Here is a 6,671-nt window from a genome sequence, read left to right as displayed (position 1 = left end):
GAATTAGCCGCCTGGCCCGAACATTCGCCACTGTCGCGTTCGGCAGCGGTGCAGGCCGAGCGGATGGCTATGGTCCGGCTGCTTCCGATATCTACCTGGCCGGCAATGTTCGGGTTGATCCGCGGTGCCACCACCCTTGCGGTTACGCTCTGAGTCTTGATGCCCGGATTGCGTGATGAGAGCACCGTTGCGTTTATGCTCGGAGTACGTGATGGGATGTTGATGGTAGGCGAGCGCATCGCGGTCTGCGCCTCGACCGCAGGGCCGCTAAAATACGCGAACGACAATAGCGCGGCGATCAAGGCCGGGATCGCACGCCGCATCCTAATCCGCCAACTGGCATAATCGTGAATCATGAGACCTCGGGTTCACGCCGCATCAAGAAGGCGTTGCGCGGGATCAAGGCGTCGCCACGGCGAGGCTGACAATCTTCTCGTTTTGCAGCTTGCTCATCAAGGCGGCCATTTCATCCTTCGACATCGCATTGCTGCCGAATTGCAGCCTGAACAGGCCGCCTTTGGCGCCGTCGACGATCGAGGCGTGATAGTTGTCGAGCAGTGCCGTGATGTCGGCGACGCGCGCGTCCGGGGCGAACCGCACCAGCGCCCGTGGCGGCGCTTGCGGCCCCAATGCACGCGTAATGGGCTCGTTGGTGCTCAACGAAGCGGTCTGGAACGAGGCAGGCTGGCCTTGCATCAACACCGCGCCGATCAAGCCGGCCTGCACCAGCAACGCCAATGCGCCGAGGCCGGCCGACCAGGCCAGCGTCCGGGGTGACAGGCTAGAAAAAAAACCGGTGATACGCGCGGAAATCGACATTCCGGCCGCCCCCGATGGCCGGCGCGCCGGCTCTCCGTCGATTGCCGCGAACAGCTTCTGCATCGCACGCGCGGATGGCGCACCGAGGCTCTCGTTGAGATGAATGGTCTCGGCGTATTCTTCCCGGATGACCGCGTATTGCTTGGCGAGTTCGGGATCGCGGGCGAGCGCTTCCTCGACGCGGCGCGCATCGCGCGCATTCAGCGTGCCGGCCGCATGCCATGGCAACAGCATTTCGATTTCACTGGGCTCTTGCTCCAGTATTTTTTTGCTTGTCGCCATCATGGCCAACCTCGCTCCACGCCGGCTGCCTTCAGCAGTTCGGCTAATTTCTTGCGCGCATAAAACAAGCGCGTCTTCACGGTGTTCTCCGGTATGCCGACGATTTCAGCCACCTCTTCCACCGACTTCTCGTGGTAGTAGACGAGATCGACGATCTCCCGATGCTCCGGCGAAAGCGCGGTCAGGCACTTGCGCAACGCGTTACTGGTATCCTTCTTCTGTACCGCCACTTCCGGATCATCGGACGAATCCTCGATCGCGTTGGCGGCCTCATCATCCAATTCAAGGTCCTTCCTGCGGCGCAGCGCCGACAGAGCCTTGAATCGCGTAATTGCCAGCAGCCAGGTGGAAACGGCGGATCGGCCCTCGAATTTGCCAGCCTGGCGCCACACATCGAGGAAAACCTCGCTGATGAGGTCTTCCGCAACTTGCTCGTCTCGCACGACCCGAAGCCCGAAGCGAAACACCCTGACATGGTGCCTTCCGTACAGCACCTGCATGGCGAGGCGGTCGCCTTGAGCGATCCGAGCGATCAGGACGTCGTCCGAAGCCGCCTGTGTCGCACTCAATGGCCGTCTCGCAAGGTTGGTCGGATTGGGTTGGCGGGTGGTTCGATCGGAAAGGCAAGATTCTTCAAATTATAGCAAGTACGCGCCTCGATCTGTGATCTACCGCACAGAAAACCCTCGCTTAACAACCGCTGAGGACGCAAGGGCGACCAAAACCAAATCATCGGTATCATAATACAGAGGCACTCTCTTCGCCCGGTCACCCGGTGCAGACCATCCAACCTGACCTTACCAAGGCTTGGCGTACAAACCAGCGCCGGATGATCCGTCCGCCTGCGGCTCCGGCGGAGTCGGCTCATCGCGTCACCCTACCCGGATCCGGCCAATTTCGTCCGTAAAACAACGGCAAAGGCGGCTCCGGACGGACCAGATTCAACTGCGAAAGATACCAAACCTAAAGGCTTTGCCTCGTAGATTTTTCGACATTGTTCCACCGATGGCGAGATCATGGGCACCGCTGCGTCGCCTTTCCTGAATCCAATTGCGGACGAACTGGAAGGCGTAGGTCCCACCAAACCGACGGCGGAGGCGCTTTCGCGCCGCGCGAGACAGCGCCGTCAGGTCCAGGGAATGATCGGCATCAGCTATGTCGTCGATGCCCTCTTGCTTTTGGTCTATGCCCACGCCGGCACGATACCGGCGACGATCGGCCCGGCATTCGCCATCTGTGGCCTGATCAGCGTCGCCGGCTACATCTTGCTCTCGGAAATCGGGTTCACCGAACGTTTCAGGGATCATTATTTCGTCATGCCGCAAGTCATCGCCAGCATGGCGATCATGCTGGCCTTCACCTACATCGCGCCCGAAGTCGGCGTGATGTTTCTCTGCACCCTGTTCGTCGTGTTCAACTTCAGCTCCCTGCGCTCGACGCCGCTGCAGACGGCGGTGGTCTGGACCGCGATGGCGTTCGGCCTGGCCTGGCTGTTTCTGCTGACCGACAAGCCGATCTCGATGCCGCACGCGAACTATCTGGAACGCTTCGCCACGATGACGGTGTTCGTCCTGACCATCGGGCGCTGCATGTTTCTCGGAATATTTTCCAGCACGATGCGTCAAACGCTCTACAAGAACGGGCTCGAGCTCAAGGAAGCCTATAAGCGTATCGAAGAACTCGCCGCCCTCGACGAACTGACCGGCTCGTTCAATCGCCGCTGCATCATGCGAATGCTGGATGACGAGATCACCCGCACCCAGCGCACCAAGGCCACATGTTCAATCGCGCTGATCGATCTCGACTGGTTCAAGCGCATCAACGATACCTACGGCCATCCCACGGGCGACGAAGTGCTCAGGACATTCGCCATTACGGTGTTCGCCAACATCCGCAACATCGACCGGTTCGGCCGCTACGGCGGCGAGGAATTCCTGCTGGTGCTTCCCGATACGCCCGGTGACACCGCCATGCGCCTGCTCGACCGGCTGCGGGCGATCATTGCCGATCTGGACTGGAGCGCGTTCTCGCCTGGCATGCAGGTAACTGTTTCCGCTGGGGTCACGACGCTGAGACCGGACGAAACCGCCGACACATTTCTCGCGCGCGCCGACTGCGCGCTCTATGCAGCCAAGGCACGAGGACGCAACCGCATCGTTAGCGCCTGATCCGACCAATTCCGTTTCCGGGACGAAGAAACCGTCGCCGGCCAGTATGAACACTCCAGGATAGAGTCATGAGTTCGAAATCCGCCGCCACTTCCGAAAGCCTGCTTGACGAGCTGCAGACCACGCTCGCGCACGGTACCGTTGCGCGCCGGGTCGAAACCCTGCGCCGCGTCACCGACCTCTTCGTCAACGGCGTGGTGGATTATTCGGACGATCAGATTGATCTGTTCGACGATGTCTTCCAGTGCCTGATGCATCACATCGAGACCTCAGCCAAGGCGCTGCTCGCCGATCGGCTGGCTCCGATCGACCGCGCTCCGCCGCTCACCATTCGCGCGCTGGCACTCGACGATCTCATCGAGGTCGCCGCACCCGTGCTGTCCAGATCGGAGCGGCTCGACGACGACGCGCTGATCGAGACCGCACGCAACAAGAGCCAGGCGCATTTGATGGCGATCTCGACGCGCAGGGTGCTGAGCGGAGCGGTCACCGATGTGCTGGTGCTGCGGGGCAATGACGAGGTGATCCAGAGCACCGTCAACAATCCCGGTGCCGAATTCTCCGAACGCGGCTTCACCCGGCTGGTCAGTCGCGCCGAGGGGGACGACGACCTCGCGACCTGCATCGGCCTGCGTCCGACAATTCCGCGGCATCTCTATCTGAAGCTGATTGCAAAGGCGTCGGCGACGGTGCGGGCGCGGCTCGAGGCCGCCAACCCGCCACTGGCGGGGGAAGTGTCAACCGCGGTACGGGAGGCGACGCGGCGGGCGCGCTCCGCGCCCTCGGCCATCACCCAGGAAACCGCCATCGCCCATGCGCTCGTCAAATCATTGTACGAAGACGGCAGGCTCGATGAGCATCAGGTCGCGACATTTGCCGAATCCGGCAAATTCGATGAAGCCAACGCCGCCATCGCCGCACTTGCCAACGTGACGGTGTCGGTTGCGGAGAACATGATGGTGGAAACCCGCGCCGAAGGCGTCATGATCCTGGCAAAGGTTTCGGGGATGTCGTGGTCGACCGTCAAGGCGATCATCAACATGCGCGACGAGCTCTCGGGAACGGAGCCGGCCGATCTTGGGGCCTGCAAGGCGACCTACGAACGGTTGCGGCCCTCAACCGCGCAGCAGGTGCTTCGCTTCCACCGCATGCAGGAGACGGCGCCATCGGCGGCCTGAGCAGGGACGACATGAGGAATTGCAGCATTAAAACCGCAGCACCCTCGATCCCACCAGCGCGCCGACGGTAGCAACAAGCGCGGCGGCGATCGTGTACCAGGTCGCCACGAACAGCGGTGAATCGTCAGTACAATGCGAAGCATACAACGTCGCCGCCAACCCCGCCGACAGCAGTCCGGCGATGGCGCCGGCAACGCCAGGCCGGGCCGGCGCGCCGCTACGCAAGCCGATCAGCGCAGCCACCAGCAACGGCAGCGACATCAGCGGAATAGCCGTCATGCACGTCCGCGAATTGCTGCCGATCAGACGCGTCATCATCGGCAACCGCTGTGGCATCATCATCTCGCTTCCGATCTCCAGCGCGAGAATCCCGGCTGGAATCAGCAGCAACCACCCCCACCCCCTCAGCGAGGCTTCCGGCCGCGACAAATGCAGGCTAACGGCGACGCCCGAAATCGCCATTGCCAGCGTCACCACAAACTTCATATCGAAAAACGGGTTATGCATCGCCGTCATGACGTCCGGCCGCACACCCAGTCCCGCGAAGAATATCACCACGGACACCGGCGCCGCTGATAGCAATGCCAGCGCCAGCACCAACCCGACCGGGCGCGAGCGGTGCGCGTTATCGGCGGCGAGGGTGCGGATGAGCTGTTCGGTTTCCATTCTCATTGCTCCCGCAGTTTGGCGGTGAGGCTGGCGAGCCCGCGATGCAGCGCCACGCGCACCGCACCTTCGGTCATCGCGAATTTCGCGGCCGTATCCTTGATCGACGCACTGTCGACCGCGATCGACTGCAACACGTCGCGCTGGCGTGCCGGAAGGGACTGGAGCTGGGCCGAGATCTCGCTCGCCGGCGCGGTCTCGGCGGCGGGCTCGCTCGGGATCGTTTCGGCAAAATCGTCGATATTGACGAAGACCCGGCGGCCGCGGCGGCGCAGCGCATCGATCAGTTTGTTGCGGGCAATCGCAAACAGCCACGGCGCGAACGGCGCGTCCGCGTCCCAGGTATGTCGTTTCAGATGCACCGCCAATAAAATGTCCTGCACGACGTCCTCGGATTGATCGACCGGTTGCCCGGCCCGGGCCAGCCCACGCCGCGCCCCGGCCCTCAACACCGGCGTGACGGCCTTGAGCAGACGATGGTACGCCGCACTATCCCCTGAAATGGCCAGCCGCATCAGGCCGGTCCATTCGTCTTCAGTTTCGCGCACACGCGCTCCCACATTTCAATTCGGTCGATCTTTCAATTTGTTACGCCAGCAGGCGTCGATCACGAAGTCGTGATCCATTGTTTTCCGGAAGCATTGGATGGCGCGCCTCGATTGGGAATCGCAACAGCAGATTTTTCTCCGCAAGGCTCATAACACCGATCGCTCCGGCTGACACCCGCCCCATGATACCCCGGCGATTTCGTGAAGGAGCCCGCGCGAACGGCGAGCCCGGCGCGATGCCGTTGCCCCGTTTTCGCCCGGTCTAGCCCGAAGATTCCCTTTTTCTGCCCCGCTGTGGACACGCCCTGAGGTCTCATTTGATTTCGGGGGCTGGCAAATGGGGAGATTGCCAAATGATGATCAAAGCCTGTGGGCGCTCGGCGTTGATACTAGCAACAGGGCTTTTTGTGTGCTTCGCGGGACCGTCGCAAGCCGCGGGCACGGACAATACGACCGCAAGTCCGAAGCCGGAAAATGCGGCCCCCGTTGCGCTCAGCAAATACACCAAGCACAGCGCGCGCCACGGAAAAAGCTACGCGCATCGCAAGTCCAGCAAGCTGGCACTGAAATCCTCCGATAAAAAAGATACGGCAACCGACGTCGCGGCCGATAACGGCGACAATTCATCCGCGATCCCGCCTGTGGTGGCCAACGCCAACGCGCAAATGGCCTCCGACGTGCCGGGCGGCAACGCCAAGGCGATGTCCGCGCGGGCCAGCGATATTCTGCAGGCGCCGGCCAATCCGGCTGATGCCCAGACCACCACCCAGGTAGTCGCCGCCGATCAGCTCAACGATGTCGATCGCGCGCTGCACGAAGGCAACCCACCCGCAACTGTCCTGGCGGCGATGGCTTCTGCCGACACACCCGCCGCGCCCATGATGGCCAGCAGCAATAGCAATGAAGGCTCGACCTGGGACCAGACCTCCCTGATCGGAAAGATCTTCATCGGCTTCGGCGCCCTGCTGACGATGGCCTCCGCCCTGCGCATGTTCATGGCGTAGAGCGCG

At 62.0% G+C, this 6,671-nt stretch carries 7 protein-coding genes and 1 pseudogene; 3 read left to right on the top strand and 5 right to left on the bottom strand.

The window, feature by feature from the left end; translation table 11 throughout:
• From ABR948_RS10980 to ABR948_RS10970, 3 genes and pseudogenes are all read right to left on the bottom strand, one after another.
• Positions 1–356 (bottom strand): annotated as a pseudogene (locus ABR948_RS10980) (hypothetical protein); the annotation flags it as partial.
• A 43-nt stretch (positions 357–399) separates the two neighbouring features.
• Positions 400–1,104, bottom strand: a complete 705-nt coding sequence (locus tag ABR948_RS10975; protein ID WP_428117076.1) for a hypothetical protein — start codon at positions 1,102–1,104, stop codon at positions 400–402.
• Positions 1,101–1,670 (bottom strand): sigma-70 family RNA polymerase sigma factor, encoded by a 570-nt coding sequence (locus ABR948_RS10970; RefSeq protein WP_428117074.1) that lies wholly within the window; start codon positions 1,668–1,670, stop codon positions 1,101–1,103. Before ABR948_RS10970 ends, ABR948_RS10975 begins: the two co-directional genes overlap by 4 nt.
• A gap of 447 nt (positions 1,671–2,117) precedes the next feature.
• Between ABR948_RS10970 and ABR948_RS10965 the strand changes: the two genes are divergently transcribed.
• A complete protein-coding gene (locus ABR948_RS10965; RefSeq protein WP_428117072.1) occupies positions 2,118–3,269 on the top strand; it encodes a GGDEF domain-containing protein in 1,152 nt (383 codons plus the stop codon).
• A 68-nt stretch (positions 3,270–3,337) separates the two neighbouring features.
• The gene (locus tag ABR948_RS10960; RefSeq protein ID WP_428117070.1) at positions 3,338–4,447 is read left to right on the top strand and encodes a DUF2336 domain-containing protein; all 1,110 of its coding nucleotides are present in this window, start codon (positions 3,338–3,340) and stop codon (positions 4,445–4,447) included.
• 27 nt (positions 4,448–4,474) lie between these two features.
• Here the strand turns inward: ABR948_RS10960 and ABR948_RS10955 are convergent, their stop codons facing one another.
• Both ABR948_RS10955 and ABR948_RS10950 read right to left on the bottom strand, forming a co-directional pair.
• The gene (locus ABR948_RS10955) at positions 4,475–5,113 is read right to left on the bottom strand and encodes an NrsF family protein (protein ID WP_428117067.1); all 639 of its coding nucleotides are present in this window, start codon (positions 5,111–5,113) and stop codon (positions 4,475–4,477) included.
• 2 nt (positions 5,114–5,115) lie between these two features.
• The gene (locus tag ABR948_RS10950) at positions 5,116–5,661 is read right to left on the bottom strand and encodes a sigma-70 family RNA polymerase sigma factor (RefSeq protein WP_428117065.1); all 546 of its coding nucleotides are present in this window, start codon (positions 5,659–5,661) and stop codon (positions 5,116–5,118) included.
• Between the two features lie 353 nt (positions 5,662–6,014).
• Between ABR948_RS10950 and ABR948_RS10945 the strand changes: the two genes are divergently transcribed.
• A complete protein-coding gene (locus tag ABR948_RS10945) occupies positions 6,015–6,665 on the top strand; it encodes a hypothetical protein (protein ID WP_428117062.1) in 651 nt (216 codons plus the stop codon).
• Positions 6,666–6,671: the final 6 nt, after the last annotated feature.

It is taken from the genome of Bradyrhizobium sp., from assembly GCF_050014615.1.
Classification (GTDB): Bacteria; Pseudomonadota; Alphaproteobacteria; order Rhizobiales; family Xanthobacteraceae; genus Bradyrhizobium.
This window is presented reverse-complemented; position numbering and strand designations above follow the sequence as displayed.